The organism is Gluconobacter vitians (assembly GCF_015244565.1).
In the GTDB taxonomy this organism is placed as follows: Bacteria; Pseudomonadota; Alphaproteobacteria; order Acetobacterales; family Acetobacteraceae; genus Gluconobacter; species Gluconobacter vitians.
In genome coordinates this window covers 24,527-43,748 of record NZ_JABCQG010000014.1, presented here as the reverse complement: position 1 = coordinate 43,748, position 19,222 = coordinate 24,527, and the positions used below count along the sequence as shown (strand labels likewise).

Below are 19,222 nucleotides of genomic sequence, written 5' to 3'. Positions count from 1 at the left end.
GGTTTCAGACACCTGCTTTCAGACACGCGATTTTCGGGCCATCCCGTTCCGCCAATCATGGGGTCTGACATCAGTCGAACGCTCACCCTATCAGTCTTCCCGGGAACCGCAACAATTTCCGCCCGACTTTTCCCGATCCGTCCAAACGGCAAATTTCCCGCTTGGCAAAGTGCTGGAATCTTGCTCCGTTAATAAAATATCGTAATGAACCGGCGCAGCTGATCGGATATTTTCGTCAGCAGGCAGCGCCGGCGAAGAACAGGGTGGTGAGGCAGAAAATGAACAGGCCGGTTTTGCAGTCTCCCATCCCTTCCCCGATCAGCGCAGCAGCAGTTCCGGCCGCGAAAGCAGGCATGTTCGCCGCCTACGACACGCCGGATTTTTTCTGCGAACTCATGCGCCGGACGGACGAAATGCCGCCCTCGCTCCAGACTGTCCGCGACCGTCTGGCAGGCTTCGACCTCGACGAACTGCGCCACCGCACCAGCACCGCCGAAGCGCAGCTCTATCGTCTGGGCATCACCTTCACCGTCTATTCCGACCGCGAAGCGATCGACCGCATCCTGCCTTTCGACATGATCCCCCGTGTCCTTACGGCTACGGAATGGGACCATATCGACCGTGGCGTGCAACAACGCGTCAAAGCGCTCAACCTGTTCCTGCGCGACATCTATCATGAGCGCCATGTCCTGCGGGACGGCATCATTCCCGCCGATCTGGTGCTTAACAACCCGAATTACTGCGAAGCCATGGTCGGCGTCCGCGTGCCCGGCGACGTCTATGTCCACATCAACGGCACCGACCTGATCCGCGACCGCAGCGGCCGCTTCATGGTGCTCGAAGACAATGCCCGCACGCCATCGGGTGTGTCTTATGTGATTGAAAACCGGCACATGATGCTGCGCCTGATGCCAGATCTGGCCTCAGGCATGCCCCTGCGTTCGGTGGAGGAATACGGCCTCAAGCTGCACCAGACGCTCTGCGAAGTCGCGCCCGAGGGCGTAACCGATCCGCAGGTCGTGCTGTTCTCGCCCGGCATCTACAATTCCGCCTATTTCGAGCACGTCTTTCTGGCCCGCGAAATGGGCGTCCCTCTCGTCGAGGGCAAGGACCTGATCGTCGAGAACCACCGCGTCTATATGCGTACCGTGGCAGGCCTCCGCCCCGTCCATTCGATCTACCGCCGCCTGAACGACGAGTATCTGGACCCGCTGGCCTTCAACCCGGACAGCATGCTCGGCGTTCCCGGCCTCGTGGAAGCCTATCGCCGCGGCAATGTCACGCTGGCCAACGCACTTGGAACCGGCGTGGCGGACGACAAGGCCGTCTATGCCTACATGCCCCGCCTCATCCGTTACTATCTGGGGGAAGATCCCATTCTCGACAGTGTCCAGACCAATATCTGCGCCGAAGAAGAAGGACTGGCCTACACGCTCGCCAACATGGACAAGCTGGTCATCAAGCCGGTTGGCGAGTCCGGCGGCTATGGCCTGCTGATCGGCTCACAGGCCACGCAGACCGAACTGGACGAGTTCCGTGCCAAACTGCTCGAAGACCCGTCCAACTATATCAGCCAGCCCGTTATCGACCTGTCCGTTTCTCCAACCCTCTGCCCCAGTGGCGTCGAAGCCCGGCATGTGGATCTCCGACCTTTTGCCCTGACCGGAAAAAACACATGGGTTCTGCCCGGCGGCCTGTCCCGCGTGGCCCTGCGCAAGGGCTCGCTGGTCGTCAATTCCTCTCAGGGCGGTGGCTCGAAAGACACATGGGTGATGGCCCGATGACCCACACCAGCGCACGCTTCCCCGCCATGCTCGCCAATCTCAACACGCTGCTGTCGCGCTATGGCGAGAGCATGATGTGGCTTGCCCGCTATATGGAGCGGATCGAGAATCTCGCTCGCCTTCTGGAAGTCACGGAGGCCTTCGTCCGCAACCCTGATGGCAGTCCGGGCTGGGATTCCATCCTCCAGATCAATTCCGACGAGGACCGTTACGCCGCAAGCTACCCCCTGCCTGCGACAGAAGAGAACATCCTCGCCTTCTACATCACCGAAAGCTCGAACCCGACCTCCATCCGCGCCATGGCCCATATGGTCCGTGAAAACGCCCGCTCGGCCCGCCCCCTGATTTCCACCGAGATGTGGATGCAGCTCAACGTCTTCACCCGGAGCATGATGGAGCTTTCCACGCCCGACATCCGCCGCCATGGCCTCTCCGGACTGTGCAACCGTCTCAAACAGGACTGCCAGACCCATTTCGGCATCACAGAAGGCACGCTCTATCGCGATCAGGCCTGGCTGTTCTACCTGCTTGGGAAATATCTGGAGCGCTCCGACCAGATCACCCGCCTGATCGACATCCGTTATCATACGCTCCTCCCCAGCGGAGAGACCTCCGGTTCGCAGATGGACATCACGCAGTGGGGTTCCGTCCTGCGCTCAGCCGCCGCCTATCATGCTTTCCGACGTCTGCAGCCCGTCACGACCACACCGGCCAATGTCGTGGGCTTCCTGCTCAAGAACGAAGGTTTCCCCCGCTCCCTGATGCTTAACCTGCGGCAGGTGGACAACACGCTCAACGCGCTGTCCACCCATTACAACCTGCGTCATCAGTGCGGCCCGCTTCAGGAACGCATCATCAATCTGCGTGCCACGCTGGAGGATCAGACCGCCGAAGAGATCATCTCGCGCGGCTTGCATGAATATATGACCTACATCCAGGACGAGCTTGCGGCACTGCAGGCGGAGGTCTCGGCTACGTTCTGGCCCGCTGCTCCGGTTACTATTCGTGAGGAGGTCTCTGCTCCACAGTAAAACTGTCATCCGAAACGGAGGGGGATACCGACGCAATCCGCAGCGTAACGCCGGCATCGCGCAGCATTTCGGCATAGTCCGGGTCAATGCCGTCATCGGTGATGACCACGTCAAATTCGGAAAGCATCGCCAGCCTGCTCATGGCGGAGGTGTCGAACTTCCGACTGTCCACCAGCAGAACGCGGCAATCCGCCGTGTCCATCAGCGCCCGTTTGGCCCGGACGATCTCCTCGACCTGATGATAAGCCGTCAGACCATGAACGGCGGCGGCCGAGACGAACGCCATGTCGATCCGCATGGCGCGCACGCTCTGCTCACAGACCATGCCTGCAAACGCATCGAATGTCGGGCTGTAATTCCCGCCCAGACCGATCACACTGACCGTCTCGCAGGATCCCAGACGCATCCCGAGCCCCAGACTGTTGGTCACGACCGTCAGGGGAGCGATTTCGGACAGGCTTTCAGCCATACAGAGTGCCGTTGTGGAATCATCCAGCGCCACGGTGTCGCCCGGACTGACCATGGAAGCTGCAAGTTTTGCAATGGCCTGTTTCTGCGCAACCTCCTGCCGCGAACGATACAGGATGCTTCCCGGCGCACTCACGCTCGGCAGTGCGGTGATGTTGGCACCGTTTCGCCGGATCAGCCCCTGCGCCGACAGCGCCAGCAGGTCCCGGTTGATGGACGTCCGGCTGAGCGAAAACCGCTTCAGCAGTTCTCCGACCGGCACCGCGCCCTGCTCCATGACATAGTCAAGAATACCGCGCCGGCGACCGGACAGGGCCTGTCCTTCCATGAGCATGGCGTTCATCAGGCAGCGACTTTCGAAGACACCAGTTCGCCCACACGGGAAACCAGTTTGATGAAATCCGCAGGATCCCAGCCGGCCCGGCCGACCAGCACTCCGTCCACATCCGGCAGCGCGACATAATCGCAGATATTGGCCTGGGATACGCTGCCGCCATAAAGCAGCGGGATCCGCACGGAACTGTTGCGCCCCACAATGCCCTGCACCACGCCCCGCAGCTTCGTATGGATCTCCGATACGAACGGTGCTTCCGCCGGCCGCCCCGCAGACCCAATGGCCCAGACAGGCTCGTAGATTACCACCACGCGCCCGAGATCTTCCTGCGAAACACCATGCAGGGCAATTTTTGTCTGCCGCGCGAGCGTTTCCTGCGAGACGCCGAATTCAAATTCATCAGCCGTATCACCAATGCAGATCAGCGGCCGCAGCCCATGCCGCAGCGCCGCATGGACCTTCCGGTTTACCGTCCAGTCCGTCTCGCCAAAATGCTGCCGACGCTCCGAATGTCCGAGCAGCACGGTGGACGCTCCGCATTCAGCCACCATCGGCGCGGAAATCTCCCCGGTCCAGGCGCCGCTGTCTTCCCAGAACATGTTCTGGGCCCCCACCATCATGGGGGTGTCCTGAAGCACTGAGCACACGTCCCGCAGGGATGTCGCAGGCGGCGCCAGGAAACACCGGACACCTTCGGGCAGGTGGAAGTTAGAAAAAGCCCGGGCCGCCGCAATGGCTTCGGCCGGCCCCTTGTTCATTTTCCAGTTCGTCCCGATCCAGACGCTCTTCTGATCCACGATTAACCTCCCGACAGGCTCTCAACGCGCCGACTGCTCATGCCGATTCTCCCGGACCTCGACATCTCAGGAATATCTTTACCGCTAAACAATAACAAAGAAAAAGTCATTCTTCTCATCAAGAACGATACATCCAAAAGGTTCCCGAACGATCGCATCCGAACTTCACAGGACCTGCTTGTTGCCAATCCCGGCCCGTACCGCCATAAAGTTTTCAAACTATTGCAGGTCATGCCGGAGCTGCTTTCCAACGAATTTCAGTCGTCCGGCGCGTGCAGACCTGCTGCTGGCAACGGAGCGCTCACATGACCCGCGAAACAGCTGCAACGGCCTTTCTGGCAGCGAAAAACATTCCCTTCAGCGTCCATGATTACGAATACGCCCCCAATGGCGGGCTGATCGGGATGCAGGCGGCCGAGGCCATCGGCGTGGCACCCGAAGACGTGCTCAAGACGCTGGTGGTCGAAGTGGACAAGAAGCAGCCGGTCTGCGTGGTGGCCCCTGCCCATCAGCGGATGAACCTGAAGAAGGTTGCGGCGCTGTTTGACGGGCGCAATGCGCGGATGATGAACCCCGAGAAGGCACAGGAGCTGACGGGGTTCCAGTCCGGCGGGACCAGCCCGTTCGGTTCGAAAACGCCGATCCCCGTGGTCATCTCGCAGGACGCCATGCCGCGCGAGCATGTCTATATCAATGCGGGTGGTCAGGGTTTTGTCGTGCGGATCACGCCGGCGGATGCCCAGCGCGCCACGGATGCCAAAGTGGCCGATATCGCCGCGGACTGAGCCGCGTGACCGCTTCCCCCATGGCACTGGACAATGCCGCGACGCACAAGCTTTCCCCTGAGCTTGCGCTGTCCGGACCGCAGACGGAGCTGCTGCATCGGGTGGTGTCGTTCTGCGAGCGGCATCAGACGGATGACAGCGCGCTTTTCGTCATCGAGGGTGCAGCGGGCACGGGGAAGAGCGTTGTCCTGAACGCGATCTTCAATACGCTCCAGACCCGGGCGCGGAGTGGCGCGGCGAATGATCCGCTGTGTGGTCTGCGGAACATGGTGATCGTCAACCATCCGGAGATGCTCAAGCTCTATCGCAATATCGCGGCCACCATGCCCAACCTGCGCAAAAGCGATTACGAACGTCCGACGACATTCATCAACAAATCTGCCAAAACCGGCAAGCGCGCGGATATCGTTCTGGTGGACGAGGCGCATCTGCTGCTGACGCGGCCGGACCGTTACAACCATTTCGCACAGCAGAACCATCTGGAAGAAATCCTGCGCTGGGCGCGGATCGTGGTGGTGGTATTCGATCCGTTGCAGGTCCTGAAATTCAAGAGCCACTGGTCCACCGATCTGCTGGAGAGTTTCCGCAAGGGGCGCCCTTCGGAGACGTTCCATCTCGACACGCAGTTCCGCGTTTCGGCCAGTCCGGCGACATGTTCGTGGATTGATGCGCTGGGACAGGGTGAGATCCTGCCGCGCCCGAAAGATCCGTCTTTTGATCTGCGCCTCTATGACGACTGCGCGAAGCTCTATGCGGATCTGTGCGCGTACAATGCGAAATACGGCCTATGCCGCCTGCTTTCGACCTATGATTATCCCTACACGCTCAACGGTGAGGATCATTTCATTACCGAAGGCGATTTCCGCCTGCGCTGGGACCGTTCCCTGCCGAGCGAAAAACTGCCCTGGGCCGAACGACCGGATACGATCGACGAGGTGGGGTCCGTCTATACGATCCAAGGCTTCGATCTGAATTATGCGGGCGTCATTCTCGGGCCGTCGCTGTTCTATGACGCGAAGAACGACCGGATCGGGGTGCGGCCGGAGCGTTACGAGGACAGTGCGGCGTTTCAGGGCCGCGACGGGATTGCAGCGCCGGAAGAGGCGAAGAAGCGCGTCATTCTCAATGCGCTGAACGTCATCCTCACACGCGGCATCCACGGGCTGTTCCTGTACGCCCATGATCCCGCCCTGCGTGAGCGCCTGCTGCGAACCTGACCTCTGTGCTCGCGTTTGCGTGAGTTGTCATCATGCAGCCGCTCTGGTCCTGTGCGGCAAAGGAGATTTCAACCATGCCCCGTCAGACACTTCTGGCTCTTACTTTCAGCGCCGGTCTCGCCGCGCTGTCCGCTGCATCCCCAGCCCTCGCCGCCCAGACGGTGGACAAGGGCACGCTCCCTTCGGGCAATGTGCAGATCATCGGGCGCTTTCCCAACGCCCAGCCTTCCGGTATTGCGGTCCTGCCCGATGGACGCCTGGTACTCGGTTTCCCCCGCAGCGCGCATGAACATTCCGGCCCGCGTCTGGCGCTCTATGCCAATGGCAAGCTGACGCCCTTCCCCGATGCCGCCGCGCAGGAGCAGTTCGTCTCCCCGCTTGGCATGACGGTTGATGCGAAAGGACAGCTCTGGGTTCTGGATGAAGGCATGGTGGCCGGAACGGGCACGGTCTCAGGCGCACAGAAGCTTTTCCGCATTGATCCCGCCAGTGCAAAGATCGCGCAGGTCATCCCGCTCTCCGCGCCTGCCCTGCTGCCGGACAGCCACGTCAATGACGTCCGGATCGACCTGACGCATGGTACGGCGGGCACGGCCTTCATCACCGACAGTTCGACCGGCGTGCATCCGGCGCTGGTCGTCATTGATCTGGCGACGGGACATCAGCGGCGCATCCTTGGTGATACGGTTCCCGTCATGCCGCAGCCGGGGTTTGTTGCGATGATGGACGGTGTCGCCGGACGTTACGATCCGGACCACGCCATCCTGCCCCAGGGTGGTGTGAACGGCATTGCCATCAGCCCGGACCAGCAGACGCTTTACTGGCAGCCGCAGACCAGCCGCCGCCTCTATTCCGCACCGACCGCAGTCCTGTCCGATCAGAAAGCCAGCGAAACCACGTTGGAGCGGGCTGTGAAAGATGAAGGCGAAACCGGCATGGGAGACGGCATGGCGACCGGCCCGGACGGATCGCTTTACATCACGGATGATGAGCGTCATGCCATCCTGCGGCGCAAGCCGGACGGCGAAATCTCCGTCGTTGCCCATGATCCGCGCATGACCGAACCAGATGGCCTGGCCTATGCCAATGGCGCCCTCTACAGCACAATCGGCCAGTGGGCCCGGCTGCCGGCCTTCCATGATGGCAAGGACCTCGAAGTCATGCCGTATATTGTCGTGAAAATCGCCCCGCTGAACTGAAGCCATCCGACGCCGGGAGGCTCACCAGCCTTCCGGCGTCAGCCCCATACGGCCCGCTCCAATTCCGGTCGCAGAACCCAGACCGGATTGCGGGCCGACACCATAATTCCCTGCACTGCCAAAGCCCGTTCCAACACTGACGGCCCCGTGGATCTTATGATCCGGCCGGGAAGAGTCCGCCTGTTTGTCGGAGCCACTGGTAACCAGCGGCCTCAGCAGCGCGGACCGGCTGTCCGTCGGCTGCGGGCGTGGATGCGAACATCCTGCCAGCCCGACCAGAATCATCATGATGAACATATGCGGCTTCATGCGGACACAGACTCCCTGATCAGATCGCGCCTGTCATAGCGGACATCTGCGTTCGCGGAAGCAACGAACCATTACCGCCCGCAGGCATTCCGGCATCTGTCCGCCTTTCCTTCCTGCTGAAAAACCAGTGCCTTTTCAGGGAAAAAGCCTTTGCGTGACACAAGACATATTTCGTTATTGTATTGAAATGAAAAGATACAAGATGAAGCTTTCATGATGAATATCGTCTTTTTGCCGAAACATATTGACTCTTTTTTATACATTCATCGAAATGCATGTTTACATTTCAGTATTCATTCTGGGGCTTACCCCTCTTCAGGATAGAGTTCGATGACGTCGAAATTGCTTATTAATGAATTCATGTTCAATCCAAGTGTATCTGGTGATCCCGATGAATTTATTGAAGTAAAGGGCGATGCCGACACCGATTACAGCGCCTGGTCCCTGATCGTCGTCGATGGTGACGGCACCGCGGCCGGCAAGATCGACAATGTTTTTACAGTCGGCGTCACGAACAGCGACGGCTACTGGGTCACGCCTTTTCAGACGAATGCCCTGCAGAACGGCACGCAGACCGTCCTTCTCGTCAAGGATTTCACCGGCAAGGCTGGCGATGACCTCGACACGGCCAATGCCGGGACTTTCACGTCCACTCCCTGGTCCGAAATCGGGGATACGATTGCTGTCTCCGATGGTGGCAAGGGCGATCCGACCTATGCCGGCGCGCCTGTCCTGACGGGTTCGATCATCGACGGCGCTTCGCGCATCCCCGACGGCACGGATACGGACAGCACCTTGGACTGGGTTGCGGATGACCCGTCCCTCGCCGGGATTGACGGCTATGGCACCGTTGCCGCGGCAGGCACGGTTCTGGCAACGCCGGGCGCGGCCAATGACGACACATCCTCTGGCGGAAGCACGGGCGGCGACACTGGCGGTTCAGGCAGCGATACCGGAGGTTCGGGCACGGGTAGTGACACGACAACCCCGCAGGACCTGACGATCCAGCAGATCAATGGCACCGGCTATTACAGCCCGTATGCCAATGCTTCCGTCATGACCACGGGCGTCGTGACCGCCGTGGACACGAATGGCAGCCTCGGTTTCTGGATCCAGCAGTCCAACCCTGACAAGAACACGGTCGGCAGCTCGGGCATCTTCATCTATGCGGGCAAGACGGCGACACTTCCGACCGTAGGCGAGACCGTTTCCGTTACCGGCACCGTCACGAACTATTCCGGCACATCCTGGAGCAAATCCCTCACCCTCCCGGAAATCAACCTCGTCTCCTATACCGATACCGGCGCGGCTTATGTGAACACCACGCCTGTCGTGGTCGGTCAGGGTGGCCTGACAGTTCCGGCCGCGTCCTATCTCGGGGACCTGACGCAGGCAATTAACCTGAATACGAGCACGGCCTCTCTCAGCCCCGATACCAATGCGCTCGATTTCTACCGCAACCTGATCGGGCAGGTCATTACGATCCATGATGCCGTGGCCGTCGGCGCCACAGCCTCGAACGCGACCTGGGTCGTGCCCGATGGCGGTGATGGACTGCTGACGCCGACCGGCGCTCTTCAAGAAACGGCCAACAGCGTTAATACGCAGCGGGTCGAGCTTTATTACGACAGTGGCGTCACACCGGGCTCTGCCATCAGCGCGGAAGTCGGAGACAAGCTGGGCGACATCACGGGCGTTCTGACTTATTACAACGGCGTCTATGAACTGGTCCCGACCACGCAGGTCACGGTCCTGCATACCGACACGCCAGCCCCGGTCACGTCCCTGCACAAGGACGACCAGAACCTGCTGGTCAGCGACTACAACATCGAGAATTTCAACGCGCTTGACCCGGCAAATGCCGACCGCCTGACGCAGCTTGCGCAGATCATTACCGGCAATCTCGACAGCCCCGACGTGCTGGCGCTTCAGGAAGTCCAGGACGACAGCGGCACGACCAATGACGGCACCGTCAGCGCATCGCAGAACCTCGCGGCCATCGTCAAAGCCATCGTGGATGCGGGCGGCCCGACCTATTCCTGGGCCGAGGTGGACCCGACCAACAACGCTTCGGGCGGTGTTTCGGGCGGTAATATCCGCAGCGTCTTCCTCTACAACCCCGAGCGCGTCAGCCTCGCCGCGCCCGTCACGACCATCGGTGACGAGGAACTGGCCAGCGGTACGTTCAAGAACACCCGCCTGCCTCTGGTCGGCACGTTCGAGTTCAACGGCCAGACGGTCACACTCGTCAACGTGCATCTGTCCTCGCAGGCTGGCAGCAGCGAGCTTTATGGCGCAACCCAGCCGCCCGTAAACCATGGCGGTACGACGGATACGGTCAACAACCGCATCGCGCAGGCGCAGTACATCACGAACTATGTTAACGGCCTGCTGACCAGTGACCCGACAGCAAAAGTCGGCATCCTCGGCGATTTCAACGACACGGAGTGGAGCGACGCCCAGCAGGTCTATGCCAATGCCGGCCTGACAGACATGAGCACCACGGAAGACCCGTCCAACCGCTACACCTACATCTTCGAAGGCAATGCGGAATCGCTGGATCATACGATCGGCAGCGCAGATTTCGCCAATGCGGGCAAGTTCGAGACGATCCACGTCAACACGGGCTCCCTGACCGGCGAGTCCGATCACGATCCGTCCGTCACCTTGCTCGCAATGACGGATTACAACGCCACGAACGGCGCCGCCCTGTCTGACATCGCCCTGGCGTCCGGCAAGACGGCCGCGGTCCATAGCGGCAGCACAGCCTCGAACATCTCGGTCGGCAATGGCAGCCGTCTGGCGCTGTATTCCGGCAGCACCGCCAACAACATCGCACTTGCCAGTGGCGCCAAAATCGACCTGCCGGAACTCGCCTGGTCCAGCAATGCCACCACGACCCTGACGGATCCGTCGACCCTTCAGATCACCAACGGGACCAGCACCTATACGATCGGCCTCGATGGCGCCTATGACGCCGATTTCTTCAGCCTCGCCTCCGACAGCAGTGGCGGCACGATGCTGCTCGCGGAAGGTACACCCTGCTATTGCCGCGGCACGCTGATCCTGACAGATCGCGGTGAAGTACCCGTTGAGAGCCTTCAGATCGGCGATCTGGTCCAGACGGGCACAAATGGCCTGCGCCCGATCCGCTGGATTGGCCGTCGCAGCTATTCCGGCACCTTCGCCAACGGCAACCGCGATATCCTGCCGGTCGTGTTCCGTCGCGGATCGCTCGGAGACGGCCTGCCGCATCAGGATCTGTCGGTCTCGCCGCTGCATGCCATGTATCTGGAAGGCGTTCTGGTTCCGGCCGTTCTGCTGGTGAATGGCAGCACCATCCTGCAGGCCGAGCGCATGGATGAAGTGGCCTATTTCCATATCGAACTGGAACAGCACGACATCATCATCGCTAATGGCACGCAGTCCGAAACCTTCGTGGACGATCATTCCCGCGGCATGTTCCACAATGCCGGCGAATATGACGTCCTTTATCCGGATGCCACCCCGGTTGCAGCCCTCTACTGCGCCCCGCGCGTCGAGGAAGGAGCACAGCTTGAAGCCATTCGCAGCCGCCTGAACCCGGCCCGCCGGAAAACCGCAACATTTACGCCGCTCGAAGGCTATCTGGACGCCGCAACCCACAGCTATGTCAGAGGCTGGGCCCGCGTGCCGGGCAGCGACCGGCCCGTACGCCTGCAGATCGTCGATAACGGCGTGGTGCTGGGTGAAGTCTTGGCCAACCAGTCCCGGGCTGATCTTGGCGGCGACTGCGGGTTCCGTTTTGACATTCCAGGCGGTCTTTCTCCGCTGGAGCGCCATGTTCTGGAAGTCCGCCGGACCGATGATCACGCAGCCCTCGGCCATGTGCCGTGGATGATGGATCAGGCCGAAGAGAAGCCGCGTCAGGCCATCATGGCGTCTACTCCCGTTGTCCCGATGGATGGCTGTGTCGATAGCGTCACCCGCAACCGGATCACGGGATGGGTCTGCACTCCGACCATGCCTGATGAGGCAGTAACCCTCCAGATTGTTGATAATGGCGTCCCCCTCGCCACCGTGGTCGCCAATGGTCGCCGGCCGGATGTTGCGCGTACCGGACGGCCGATGCTGTGCGGCTTCGACGTCCTGCTACCCGGCGGCCTGTCTCCGATGACACGCCATGTTCTGGAAATCCGTCGCAGCTCTGACGGCGCGCTTCTGGGCGAGCCGCAGGTTCTCGAAGCGGCAGATGCTTTCGACGCCGACATGACCCGCAGCATCGCGCGTGCCGTGGCCGCCGCAGCAGAAGATCAGACGGGCGATCAGGTCCTGTCTTTCCTGCTCGCACAGGTGGAAAAACTCCGTCAGATCCATGCGGAAGCAACAAGCGGCACTACCCAGGCTGCCGTCGGAACCGCACGCCGTCGCCGTGGCATGGCCACACCGGCGTCCATCCAGCGTCGCCGCGCTCTGGTCATTGACGGCCAGTATCCGATGGCAAAACGCGATGCTGGATCGCAGGCTGTCCTGTCCCACATGGCGGCGCTCGAAGCCCTCGGCTACGAGGTCAGCTTCGTTGCTGCCGACCAGATGGACCGGGTCTCTGCACTGGACTCGCTGCCGGATGTGAACGTCCTTGGTCAGCCGTTCTTCGCGTCTGTCGAAGACGTGCTGCGGCGTCAGGCCAACAGTTTTGACGTTGTATATCTGCATCGCGAGGACATCGCGACGCGCTATATGGCACTGGTCCGTCGCAACCAGCGCAAGGCCCGCGTGCTCTATAGCGTGGCGGACCTGCACTTCCTGCGCCTGGCCCGTCAGGCCGCGGTGCAGGACCGGCCGGAACTGATGGCACAGGCCAACCAGATGCGTGTTGCGGAATACAGGGCCGCTCTTCAGGCCGATGCCGTCCTGACGCATTCCGAAGCTGAAGCCGAACAGCTTCGCAGGAATCTGCCACAGGCCAGCGTGCATGTGGTCCCCTGGGCCATTCCCGCCCAGACAGGTCCGTCTGTCGATCGCAGCGGCGTGGTATTCGTCGGCAATTACGCTCACGCGCCGAATGCCGATGCCGCGCGCTGGCTGGTGGAGAAGATCATGCCCGCGGTGTGGGCAGCCGATCCGACCATCGGCTGCACCCTGGTCGGCGCGGACATGCCCGAGAGCATCCAGGCCCTCGCCGATGACCGCATCCAGGTTCTCGGACATGTCCAGGATCTGGGTGCCGTGCTCGCAGCCCATCGCCTGAGTGTCGCGCCTCTGCGCTTCGGCGCAGGCATCAAGGGCAAGGTCATCGAAAGCCTCGCCTCCGGCCTGCCCTGCGTCATGACGCCAGTCGCAGCCGAGGGCCTTGCGCTGACCAGTGAGCTTCAGGAACTCGTTCAGGCAGAAGCCGCTGATCTGGCTGACCGGATCGTAACCCTGCACAACGCTGCTGACCTGTCCGGACTGGTCAAAACTGGTCAGGTGTATGCCGGCAAGACCTTCTCCACCGAGGCCGTAACCACGGCGCTCGAACAGGCCCTGACCGACAGGTCAGCCCTGCAGACCGCCATCTGAACCTGAAATGATCCGGACAGGAGACCTGTCCGGATCAACTACCGCACCAGCCACCGGTCCTAGCAGACACAGCAGACGCGCCTATCCCACACAGGGAAGCTGCGTTCCGCTATTCTGAGTCATTCATAAAATATAGGAAAAAGGGACCTGGTGGAGAGAGTTGGATTCGAACCAACGTAGGCGTACGCCAGCGGATTTACAGTCCGCCCCCTTTAGCCACTCGGGCACCTCTCCGGGTCGGCGGTTGGGATATGGCGGATTGACGGCTATGTCAATCGCCTGTTGTCGATTATATGCTTTTTTATGGCCAGAAGATCTCCCTCCCGTTCCGCTCCCGACCGTTCCACGGATCGTTCCTCCCCTTCCACCGGCAATGCCGATCACGGCACCCATACGTCTGGAGGCCGCACCAGAGAACGGGGCGGCCGTTCCGGTCGTGACAGCGCCGCAAGCTCCGGCCCCGGCTACTGGATTTACGGTCACCATGCCGTACAGGCGGCTCTGGCCAATCCTGAGCGTGTGATTCACGATTTCCTGGCCACGCGCGAAGCCGCAGCTTCTTTTGAGAATGCGTCCCGTAAACCGCAGATCGTGGACCGTGAGCGGCTGGACCGCCTGTGTGAGCGCGATGCCGTGCATCAGGGCGTCTGCCTGCGGGTCGAGCCTCTGGAAACATTGGCCATCCCGGACATCGTCGAACGGACCGGTCCGGTTCTGGTGCTCGATCAGGTCACGGATCCACGCAATATCGGTGCGATCCTGCGATCTGCCGCAGCCTTCGGAGCCGCTGCCCTTCTCGTGCAGGATCGCAATGCGCCGCAGGAAAGTGGTGCGATGGCAAAGGCCGCTTCGGGCGCGCTGGACGTTGTGCCCATCCTGCGTGAAGTCAATCTCTCGCGTGCTCTGCAGGCGCTTCAGGCCGAGAATTTCTGGGTTGTGGGACTGGATGCCGGGGGCACACGACTGGATGGCAAGAGCTTTGCCGGACGCCGCGTGGCGCTTGTGCTCGGGGCCGAAGGGGCGGGGCTGCGTCGTCTGACGCGTGAAACTTGTGACGAGATCGCCAGCGTTTACATGCCCGGCGACATGGAGAGCCTGAACGTCTCCAATGCCGCGGCCGTGGCACTCTACGAACTGGTTCGCCCGGTCTGAACGGGCAGCTTCCGGGAGCAATGTCTGCTCCCGGAAGCACCTGCCTCAGTCAGAGCTGGACGTGGCGAACGGATAATCCGTGTATCCTTCTGGTCCCTGACTGTACCAGGTCTTGATATTGTCGGGCTGAAGCGCAATCCCCTTGGCGAAGCGCTCCGGCAGGTCCGGGTTGGAAATGAATTTCCGACCGAAGGCGATTGCATCGGCCTTCCCTTCTGCCAGCGCGACCTGTGCTTCCTCAAACGTGTAGTCCTGATTGAGCACCAGCGGGCGCAGGAACACCTTGCGGATCTGCGGTGACAGTTTCGGCTGGTCCGTCTTTCCGAACGTTCCGTTAGGTCCGGGTTCGCGCAGTTCGAGCCAGGCAACACCCAGATCCTGAAGCAGCTTTGCAGCCGGAACGAAGACCGTTTCCGGCGCGCTGTCGATACAGCCCTGCGTGTCACCATTGGGAGACATGCGCACACCGGTCCGTTCAGCACCAACAGCAGCAATGACACGTTCCACTACCTGACGCAGGAAGCGTGTGCGGTTTTCGGGGCTGCCACCATATTCGTCAGTGCGCTTGTTCGTACCGTCCTTCAGGAACTCATCGATCAGATAGCCATTGGCGGCGTGGATCTGCACGCCGTCGAAACCGGCGCGGATCGCGTTGCGGGCAGCATTCTCGTAGTCACCCAGAATACGGCTGATATCTGCCGCATCGATGGCGCGGGCCTGTTCGAAAGGCTTTTTGCCTTCATAGGTATGAACCTCGCCGGGAGCCGTGGTCGCAGAGGACGAAACCGGCTGTGTTCCAGTCACGGATGAATGGACCATACGCCCCATATGCCAGAGCTGACAGACGATCTTGCCGCCCTTTGCATGGACCGCCTCCACAACAGGCTTCCAGGCCTCGACCTGCTCATCTGTCCAGATTCCTGGAGCGAACGGCCAGCCCAGACCTTCGCGGGAAATGCCCGTAGCCTCGGTGATGATCAGCCCGGCGCTGGCACGCTGGCCATAATATTCCGCCATGAGCGGGGTCGGAACCGCCTCTTTCGTGGCCCGTCCGCGTGTCAGCGGCGACATCACGATACGGTTCTTTGCATGAATGGGACCGAAATCAATGGGATCAAAAAGCGTTGGCATTATCTGTCTCCTGCAACCAGGTCATCCTGTTGTTCGATAACACCCGAACAAAGCAACTGTTGCGATAAAACCTCAGGAAAGGGATAAGAACGCCATGGCTGCCTATGACCATCCCACCCCCGAGACGTTTGAACTGACCGTGGTATTGCGGGCCCTCGCCGATCCCGCTCGGCTGGACATCGTGCGGCATCTGGAGCGTGTCGGGGAGGCAAACTGCGCCACGCTGATCGGGACACGGCCCAAATCCAGCATGTCGCATCATTTTCAGGTTCTTCGGGAGAGCGGGATCCTACGGACGCGGATCGAAGGCGTCCGGCACCGCAATTCCCTGCGCCGCGAGGAACTCGACGAGCGGTTCCCCGGGCTACTGGCGGCTATACTCAGCGGGCCCTGAGACAGGTTTCAGTTCCTGCGCCAGATCTGTTCATGGATGCAGGTTGCAAAGATCAGCCAGACGAAGAACGGCACCTGCATTGAGGCCGCCTTGCAGTCCACCTTGTGTGCCGTGCAGATCGAGGCACCGGACGTCATGATCAGGCCAATGCAGATCGCAAGACCGGTCCCAAGCTGGCGCTTGCGGAACACGAAGAACGGGAAGCCCGCTACGCCCGCAACACACAGTGCCCACAAAACAAGCGCCGCTGTTCGGCAACAGGATTTCTCGGCCCGCAGCAACCGGTAGCCCGACCAGGCCAGCAGCCCGTCGAGCACAGTCCAGATTACGGCATAGGCCGGACCAGGCGGATTGAAATGCGGCTTGTTCAGATGCTCGTACCAGCGGCGGGTCGCTTTATCATCAGCCGGGCTGATTTCCCTGGCTGCGTATTGAACCCCGAATACCGTACCGGCCGCCACGACCGCATCAATCAGACGTCCCATAATCCCTGATCCTTTATAAATCCTTCTGCCTTAACGCGGCAGCAGGGCTCACGGTTCAGGGAGACGGGGACGCAGACGGCGCGGGCGTTCCGAAATCGAGCTCGGCGGCGATCTTTCCGGCTTCCGGATTCCACAGCAGGACGCGGTCACTTCCCGCACCACTCAGCGTCACCGCCATCAGACCATCCGGACGGGATGTGACTGCCGTGATGTGCTCGCCCGCGCCAAGCGGCAGCGCCAGACGCGAAAAGCCGCCATCAGCCAGCGGTACGGTCGCCGTGACGCTTGGACGGGGATGCAGAAAACGGTAGGCAATCACGCCGATCAGTCCGAAGACGGCCGCGATGATCAGCACGCCCATCAAAATTACGGCGGCCAGAAGCGCTTTTGGCGTCTGCGACTCGCTGTTCGCCATTTCCTCGGCTACACCCTGTGTCATGTCTGATCCTGTTTCCCCATTCCGTCTTGTTGTCGATGCGTCCACGGCTGGTCAAAGGGCCGACCGGGCGCTGGCGGACGCCATCGGCACGGTTTCCCGCTCCCGGGTCAAGGCCCTGATTGAAAGCGGCAATCTTTCCGTCAATGGAAAGACGGTCTGCGAGCCTGCGGAAACGCTGCGCGATGGCATGGAAATGGTGCTGACATTCCCGGCTCCCACCCCTGCCCGGCCGGTCGCCGAGCAGATCCCGCTCAATATCCTGTACGAGGACGACGATCTGATCGTGCTCGACAAGCAGGCCGGACTTGTCACCCACCCTGCGCCGGGGAACGAGACCGGCACACTGGTCAATGCGCTGCTGGGCTATTGCGGAGAAGGATTCGAGGGCATTGGCGGCGAGAAGCGGCCGGGAATCGTGCATCGTCTGGACAAGGACACGTCTGGGCTGATGGTCGTGGCCAAGACGGCGATGGTCCATAACGCGCTGTCAGACGCCTTTGCCGCCCGCGACATCGACCGCGCCTATCTGGCGCTTGCCTGGGGGCTTCTGCCTTCAGAAGGCGAGTTCGACGGCAATATCGGCCGCGACAAGCGAGACCGCAAACGCATGGCGGTGGTGGGCAGTGGGGGCAAGGTTGCGCTGACACGTTTCAAACTGATCGAGCCCTTTCAAGCCGCCGTCTCCCTGATCGAATGCCGTCTGGCCACTGGACGGACCCATCAGATCCGTGTTCACCTTTCAAACGCAGGCCACCCCCTGATTGGGGACCCGGTCTATCTGCGCCGGATTCCCGCAGCGGCGCGCGGCCTGTCGCAGGATGCGAAGGAAGCGGCCCTTGATTTCCCCCGTCAGGCGCTCCATGCGACCCGACTCGGATTCATCCATCCACGGACAAAAAAGCAGCTTTCTTTCGAAACTGCGCCTCCCGAAGACTTCCAGACCTTGAAAAAGCGACTGATCGGCTAAACCTTCAAAGGCCATTGACTTTTTTGGCTGAGCCTGTCATAAAGAGCTCATCCGACGAGCTGACGCGCCGCCGGAATGGATCGTACCACCAGAGGTCGCCCAGTCCGGGGGCTGACGGTCGGGGACGTGAAAGTCCTTCCCAATGCGTCACCTGGGTCAGACGGAACTATCCCGTCGCCGGTCCGTATGAGTCTCCATCTCATCCGGATGCGGGTTAAGCCCCGGGCGAAAGGAGTCGAAGATCATGGCATCCCCAGCCGTCATTTCAGTGGGTCCCGAGAACAATCTCACCCGCTACCTTCAGGAAATCCGCAAGTTCCCGCTGCTGACGCCGCAGGAAGAGCTTGATCTCTCCCGGCGCTGGCGCAAGGACGAAGATACGAGCGCGGCACACCGCCTCGTCACCTCCCATCTGCGTCTCGTAGCCAAGATCGCCATGGGCTACCGTGGCTATGGCCTGCCGGTGAACGAACTCATCAGTGAAGGCAATATCGGCATGATGCAGGCCGTGCGCCGGTTTGATCCGGAGCGTGGCTTCCGTCTCGCCACCTACGCCATGTGGTGGATCCGCGCTGCCATGCAGGAATACATCCTGCACAGCTGGTCGCTGGTGAAAATGGGCACGACCGCCGCGCAGAAGAAGCTGTTCTTCAACCTGCGTCGCCTCAAGGGTCAGATGCAGGCCATTGATGACGGCGATCTGAAGCCCGAGCAGGTCAATTCCATCGCCACGACGCTCGGCGTGCCGGAGCAGGACGTGGTCTCGATGAACCAGCGTCTGGCCGCGCCCGACCACAGCCTCAATGCACCGCTACGCATTGACGGTGAAGGCGAGTGGCAGGACTGGCTCGTGGACGACCACGAGAACCAGGAACAGAACTACGCTGCATCCGAAGAGTTCACAGGCCGCAAGGCGCTTCTTGATCAGGCCCTGATGACGCTGAACGAGCGTGAGCGTCACATCCTGAGCGAGCGTCGCCTGAAGGAAGAGCCTTCCACGCTGGAAGAGCTTTCCCATCACTATCATGTTTCGCGTGAGCGTATCCGCCAGATCGAGGCCCGCGCGATGGAGAAGCTTCAGAAGGCCATGGCCGCTGAAGTGGAACACCGCCGCCGCGAAAACGGTCTTCAGGCCTGAGCTAACACCATTTCAGAAAACCCCGCTGAAGTTCTGCTTCAGCGGGGTTTT

General features: G+C 61.0%; 17 protein-coding genes and 1 tRNA gene. 11 read left to right on the top strand and 7 right to left on the bottom strand.

The annotated features are described in order from the left end of the window. The first annotated feature begins 353 nt into the window (after nucleotides 1-353). Both HKD24_RS11105 and HKD24_RS11100 read left to right on the top strand, forming a co-directional pair. Nucleotides 354-1,784, top strand: a complete 1,431-nt coding sequence (locus tag HKD24_RS11105) for a circularly permuted type 2 ATP-grasp protein (RefSeq protein WP_228124342.1) — start codon at nucleotides 354-356, stop codon at nucleotides 1,782-1,784. After that, nucleotides 1,766-2,815 (top strand): alpha-E domain-containing protein, encoded by a 1,050-nt coding sequence (locus tag HKD24_RS11100; RefSeq protein ID WP_194260331.1) that lies wholly within the window; start codon nucleotides 1,766-1,768, stop codon nucleotides 2,813-2,815. Before HKD24_RS11105 ends, HKD24_RS11100 begins: the two co-directional genes overlap by 19 nt. On the opposite strand, the gene HKD24_RS11095 is transcribed toward HKD24_RS11100, so the two are convergent. Both HKD24_RS11095 and HKD24_RS11090 read right to left on the bottom strand, forming a co-directional pair. Continuing rightward, entirely contained in the window at nucleotides 2,784-3,626 is an 843-nt protein-coding gene (locus HKD24_RS11095) for a DeoR/GlpR family DNA-binding transcription regulator (protein WP_194260330.1), read from the bottom strand. The two genes, HKD24_RS11100 and HKD24_RS11095, sit on opposite strands and share 32 nt — an antisense overlap. Further along, a complete protein-coding gene (locus HKD24_RS11090; RefSeq protein ID WP_194260361.1) occupies nucleotides 3,626-4,417 on the bottom strand; it encodes a triose-phosphate isomerase in 792 nt (263 codons plus the stop codon). The genes HKD24_RS11095 and HKD24_RS11090 overlap by 1 nt, the downstream gene beginning before the upstream one ends. A gap of 36 nt (nucleotides 4,418-4,453) precedes the next feature. Here HKD24_RS11090 and HKD24_RS11085 point away from each other — a divergent pair, with 36 nt between their 5' ends. The 4 genes from HKD24_RS11085 (at nucleotide 4,454) to HKD24_RS11070 (ending at nucleotide 7,615) form a co-directional block, all read left to right on the top strand. Next, nucleotides 4,454-4,723 (top strand): hypothetical protein, encoded by a 270-nt coding sequence (locus HKD24_RS11085; protein ID WP_194260329.1) that lies wholly within the window; start codon nucleotides 4,454-4,456, stop codon nucleotides 4,721-4,723. Next, nucleotides 4,720-5,199, top strand: coding sequence for a Cys-tRNA(Pro) deacylase (ybaK, locus tag HKD24_RS11080; RefSeq protein WP_062500700.1), 480 nt, complete (start codon nucleotides 4,720-4,722; stop codon nucleotides 5,197-5,199). The genes HKD24_RS11085 and ybaK overlap by 4 nt, the downstream gene beginning before the upstream one ends. Before the next feature lie 20 nt (nucleotides 5,200-5,219). Beyond that, nucleotides 5,220-6,416, top strand: coding sequence for a DUF2075 domain-containing protein (locus HKD24_RS11075; protein ID WP_194260360.1), 1,197 nt, complete (start codon nucleotides 5,220-5,222; stop codon nucleotides 6,414-6,416). Nucleotides 6,417-6,490: 74 nt separating this feature from the next. Then, a complete protein-coding gene (locus HKD24_RS11070) occupies nucleotides 6,491-7,615 on the top strand; it encodes an SMP-30/gluconolactonase/LRE family protein (RefSeq protein ID WP_228124340.1) in 1,125 nt (374 codons plus the stop codon). A 21-nt stretch (nucleotides 7,616-7,636) separates the two neighbouring features. Here HKD24_RS11070 and HKD24_RS11065 read toward each other — a convergent pair whose 3' ends face one another. Continuing rightward, complete coding sequence (locus HKD24_RS11065; protein ID WP_062507873.1) at nucleotides 7,637-7,924, bottom strand: hypothetical protein; 288 nt, start codon at nucleotides 7,922-7,924, stop codon at nucleotides 7,637-7,639. 330 nt (nucleotides 7,925-8,254) lie between these two features. On the opposite strand from HKD24_RS11065, the gene HKD24_RS11060 reads away from it, so the two are divergent. Continuing rightward, complete coding sequence (locus HKD24_RS11060) at nucleotides 8,255-13,465, top strand: Hint domain-containing protein (RefSeq protein WP_194260327.1); 5,211 nt, start codon at nucleotides 8,255-8,257, stop codon at nucleotides 13,463-13,465. A 148-nt stretch (nucleotides 13,466-13,613) separates the two neighbouring features. Here the strand turns inward: HKD24_RS11060 and HKD24_RS11055 are convergent. Continuing rightward, nucleotides 13,614-13,699: transfer RNA gene (locus tag HKD24_RS11055), tRNA-Tyr, on the bottom strand. A 69-nt stretch (nucleotides 13,700-13,768) separates the two neighbouring features. Between HKD24_RS11055 and rlmB the strand changes: the two genes are divergently transcribed. Further along, nucleotides 13,769-14,617 (top strand): 23S rRNA (guanosine(2251)-2'-O)-methyltransferase RlmB, encoded by an 849-nt coding sequence (gene rlmB / locus HKD24_RS11050; RefSeq protein ID WP_194260326.1) that lies wholly within the window; start codon nucleotides 13,769-13,771, stop codon nucleotides 14,615-14,617. 45 nt (nucleotides 14,618-14,662) lie between these two features. On the opposite strand, the gene HKD24_RS11045 is transcribed toward rlmB, so the two are convergent. Further along, nucleotides 14,663-15,748: an alkene reductase gene (locus HKD24_RS11045; protein ID WP_194260325.1), complete on the bottom strand. Its 1,086-nt coding sequence runs from the start codon at nucleotides 15,746-15,748 to the stop codon at nucleotides 14,663-14,665. Between the two features lie 94 nt (nucleotides 15,749-15,842). On the opposite strand from HKD24_RS11045, the gene HKD24_RS11040 reads away from it, so the two are divergent. Continuing rightward, a complete protein-coding gene (locus tag HKD24_RS11040) occupies nucleotides 15,843-16,142 on the top strand; it encodes an ArsR/SmtB family transcription factor (RefSeq protein WP_194260324.1) in 300 nt (99 codons plus the stop codon). A gap of 8 nt (nucleotides 16,143-16,150) precedes the next feature. On the opposite strand, the gene HKD24_RS11035 is transcribed toward HKD24_RS11040, so the two are convergent. Both HKD24_RS11035 and HKD24_RS11030 read right to left on the bottom strand, forming a co-directional pair. Then, nucleotides 16,151-16,627: a TspO/MBR family protein gene (locus HKD24_RS11035; protein WP_062507862.1), complete on the bottom strand. Its 477-nt coding sequence runs from the start codon at nucleotides 16,625-16,627 to the stop codon at nucleotides 16,151-16,153. A 55-nt stretch (nucleotides 16,628-16,682) separates the two neighbouring features. Beyond that, nucleotides 16,683-17,066, bottom strand: coding sequence for a hypothetical protein (locus HKD24_RS11030; RefSeq protein WP_062507860.1), 384 nt, complete (start codon nucleotides 17,064-17,066; stop codon nucleotides 16,683-16,685). Between HKD24_RS11030 and HKD24_RS11025 the strand changes: the two genes are divergently transcribed. Together HKD24_RS11025 and rpoH are read left to right on the top strand one after the other, a co-directional pair. Next, on the top strand, nucleotides 17,065-18,033 hold the full coding sequence (locus HKD24_RS11025; RefSeq protein WP_194260323.1) for an RluA family pseudouridine synthase: 969 nt from the start codon (nucleotides 17,065-17,067) through the stop codon (nucleotides 18,031-18,033). The two genes, HKD24_RS11030 and HKD24_RS11025, sit on opposite strands and share 2 nt — an antisense overlap. 244 nt (nucleotides 18,034-18,277) lie before the next feature. Continuing rightward, complete coding sequence (gene rpoH / locus HKD24_RS11020; RefSeq protein ID WP_194260322.1) at nucleotides 18,278-19,171, top strand: RNA polymerase sigma factor RpoH; 894 nt, start codon at nucleotides 18,278-18,280, stop codon at nucleotides 19,169-19,171. The last annotated feature ends 51 nt before the right edge of the window (nucleotides 19,172-19,222 follow it).